The 2,648-nt window shown below is 60.0% G+C and carries 4 protein-coding genes; all 4 read right to left on the bottom strand.

All coding sequences use genetic code 11. The features are described 5' to 3' along the window. Positions 1–243: 243 nt before the first annotated feature. A complete protein-coding gene (locus HUJ17_RS11730) occupies positions 244–867 on the bottom strand; it encodes a LysE family translocator (protein ID WP_290510861.1) in 624 nt (207 codons plus the stop codon). A gap of 267 nt (positions 868–1,134) precedes the next feature. Beyond that, the gene (locus HUJ17_RS11725; RefSeq protein WP_290510860.1) at positions 1,135–1,638 is read right to left on the bottom strand and encodes a DUF411 domain-containing protein; all 504 of its coding nucleotides are present in this window, start codon (positions 1,636–1,638) and stop codon (positions 1,135–1,137) included. A gap of 213 nt (positions 1,639–1,851) precedes the next feature. Then, on the bottom strand, positions 1,852–2,214 hold the full coding sequence (locus HUJ17_RS11720; protein ID WP_290510859.1) for a cupredoxin domain-containing protein: 363 nt from the start codon (positions 2,212–2,214) through the stop codon (positions 1,852–1,854). Next, on the bottom strand, positions 2,211–2,648 hold a 438-nt coding region (locus tag HUJ17_RS11715), incomplete at its 5' end, for a class I SAM-dependent methyltransferase (RefSeq protein WP_290510858.1). The genes HUJ17_RS11715 and HUJ17_RS11720, both read right to left, overlap by 4 nt.

Below are 2,648 nucleotides of genomic sequence, written 5' to 3'. Positions count from 1 at the left end.
TATCCCGATGACCGACAGAAACCTGCGCAGACAAACTGCTTGTCACCACCAGCATCAGGATGGCGAGCAGGCCGGCCAGTAAGGAGCGGTGATTGGGGCGCAGGTATCGGTTCATGGAATCATTATTAACCCCGGGGCTACCCCAAGGTCAAAGGGGTAATGAAGGAAACCCTGATACTCGACAAGGAAACCAGGGTGGGCATGCTGAAAAATCGATGTCCCAACCCTGCACGGGGTCGGCCATCATGCCACCTGCCAGACCACACTGGCGGCGATGACGACCAGCAACACGGCGGTGCCTTTTTCCACCCAGTGATGGTGGGCCCGCAGCCAGGGCAGAAAACGGCTGCGGCCAAGCAGCACTGCCACCAGTACATACCAGCCACCGTCGATAAACATGGAGGTCAGCACCATCTGGATGCGGGCGGCCTGTGCCATGTCTGCCTGCAGAAACTGGCTGAACAGGGCCAGGAAGAACAGCGCCACTTTCGGATTCAGAAACGCTACCAGGAAACCGTCCCGGGCGGCGCCGTGCAGCACGGTGAACGGGCTGTCGGTATTGGCGGGTGCCAGCGGCTGCTGGCCCGCCTGCCAGCTTTTCCATGCCATCCACAGCAGGAACAGGGCGCCGGCAAGACTGAATGCCAGTTCCAGGGACGGGTAGCGGTGAAAGAGTACCGCCAGCCCGGTGACGGTAGCGGTGGCCCAGATGCCGATGCCCAGTGCATGGGTAATGCCGGCGATGGCGCCGGCGCGGGGGCCGCCATGGAGAGTGTGGCGGGTAATCACCGCCAGACTGATGCCGGGTGCCATGGCACCCAGGGCGCAGACGCTGGCCAGCAGTAGCCAGTCGTGGAGAGGAAGCATTCAGGGTCTCGATACACGCAAAGGGGAAACTGTAACGGGTTGGTGTGACAGGTTGAAGCACAGGCAAGGGCTTTGCAGCCGTGTCCACGAAGCCGCTGTAGGAGAACCTCTCGAGGTGCGAACCGGTTAGCAGGTTTGACGTTACCGGATAGATTACCCTCGCCTGAGCTCGGGTTCGCACCTCGAGAGGCTGTATTCGCTTCGCTCACCCCTTCGGGGCCGCCCTCCGGGCGTTACTCCGCTACGCTCTGTTCCTGCAGGGGAGGGTCAGTTCCCGGGATAGTGGCTGAAGACTTCGGTGCTGTTTTCATCGAACAACAGCACGTCATAGGCATCCACGCGGTCGCCCATTTCCATGCCCGGGGAGCCCACCGGCATGCCGGGAACGGTGAGCCCCTTGGCGTCCGGTCGCTCGGCGAGCAGACGATCCACGTCGCTGGCGGGCACATGGCCTTCAATCACGTAGTCACCGATAAAGGCGGTATGACAGGAGCCCTGTCCGGGGAGGATGCCGGCTTTTTCCTTGATGGACTGCAGGTTCTGCTGCTCATGAACCACCACTTCATAGCCGTTGGCTTTCATGTGATCCACCCAGGCGCCACAGCAGCCACAGGTGGGGGATTTGTACACTTCCAGTACCGGGTCGGTGCTGGCAGTTTTCATTTCTTCAGAGGCTGGAGTTGTTGTTTCTGTTGCCCGGGGCTCTGGCGGACCGTCATCGCCGCAGGCGGTGACCAGAAAAGCCAACAGGAGTGCCGTCAATAATTTCATCGTGTTTCCTCATTCATGCGTGTGGCATGTTGCGTGGGCCTGCCAGCGTTAGCGAACACCTGAACCCGTGACTTCATCGCGGCGCCTGACGCCAGCCTTTGCCGCCACAAAGAATTTTCTTCAGTCGATCGTATTCCCTGATACGACACCTCTTCAGAAAATTCCCTGTGGCAACAAATTCTTACGCCATGCATCCGCGCTGAAGTCACGGATTCAGGTGACAATCAATCTGCCCTGATACATCTGCATCTGGCAGGTGAAACGGTATTCGCCGGCGGGCGGGTTGTTCAGGGTCACGGTGGTGATGGTACCCGTTTCCAGAAACTCGCTCACGTCGAGCCCATGAAACACAACCTGCTCGGCGCAGGGGGAAGGGTCTCGTCGGTCGAAATGCAGGGTCAGTGTCTCCCCGGCGTTGGCGTGCAGGGTGGCCGGACTGTAGACACCGTCGGCGACCACAATGGTGGTGCCCTGGTCGCTGACTTCCTGGCCTTGTGCTGAGGACTTGGACAGCCAGAACCACCAGATGATTCCTGCCATCAGCAGCAGGCCGGCAAGATTGATCAGTAGAGTCATGGTTTGACCTCCGGATTCAGGGCGGTGATGACCAGGCCGGTCTTGTGCATTACCTGGCCCATCACGTTGATACTTTGCTCTGGAATGATCTGCTGGCGAACGTCGACAAAGCCCGCCGTCTTCAGGGCCTGTTGCAGGTCCGGGCCGTTGTAGGTGAGAAAGCCGTGTCGGAATACCGGCAGAGTGGCCATGCTGTTCCTGTCACGCAGGCCCAGACAGAGCTGGCCGCCAGGGCGCAGCAGTTTGCGAATGGCGTTTAATGCCGGTAGCAGCGGGTTCCAGAAGTAGACCACATTGATGGCGACAACATGGTCTGCGCTGTTCGGGGGCAGCGGCGCATCGTGCAGATCGCCTGCCACGAAATGCACCCGTTCCAGATGGCCATGGTGCTGCTGCGCTTGGGCCACCATGTCCTGTGACAGATCCAGCCCGGT

It is taken from the genome of Alcanivorax sp. (assembly GCF_014762765.1).
Classification (GTDB): Bacteria; Pseudomonadota; Gammaproteobacteria; order Pseudomonadales; family Alcanivoracaceae; genus Alcanivorax.
Note: the sequence above shows the minus strand (reverse complement) of the source record. Positions and strands in the feature narration are given on the sequence as shown.

Bases quoted from the DNA above. Each gene is read 5' to 3' on its own strand.
- HUJ17_RS11730 (WP_290510861.1), bottom strand. From the start codon at position 867: ATGCTTCCTCTCCACGACTGGCTACTGCTGGCCAGCGTCTGCGCCCTG.
- HUJ17_RS11725 (WP_290510860.1), bottom strand. From the start codon at position 1,638: ATGAAATTATTGACGGCACTCCTGTTGGCTTTTCTGGTCACCGCCTGC.
- HUJ17_RS11720 (WP_290510859.1), bottom strand. From the start codon at position 2,214: ATGACTCTACTGATCAATCTTGCCGGCCTGCTGCTGATGGCAGGAATC.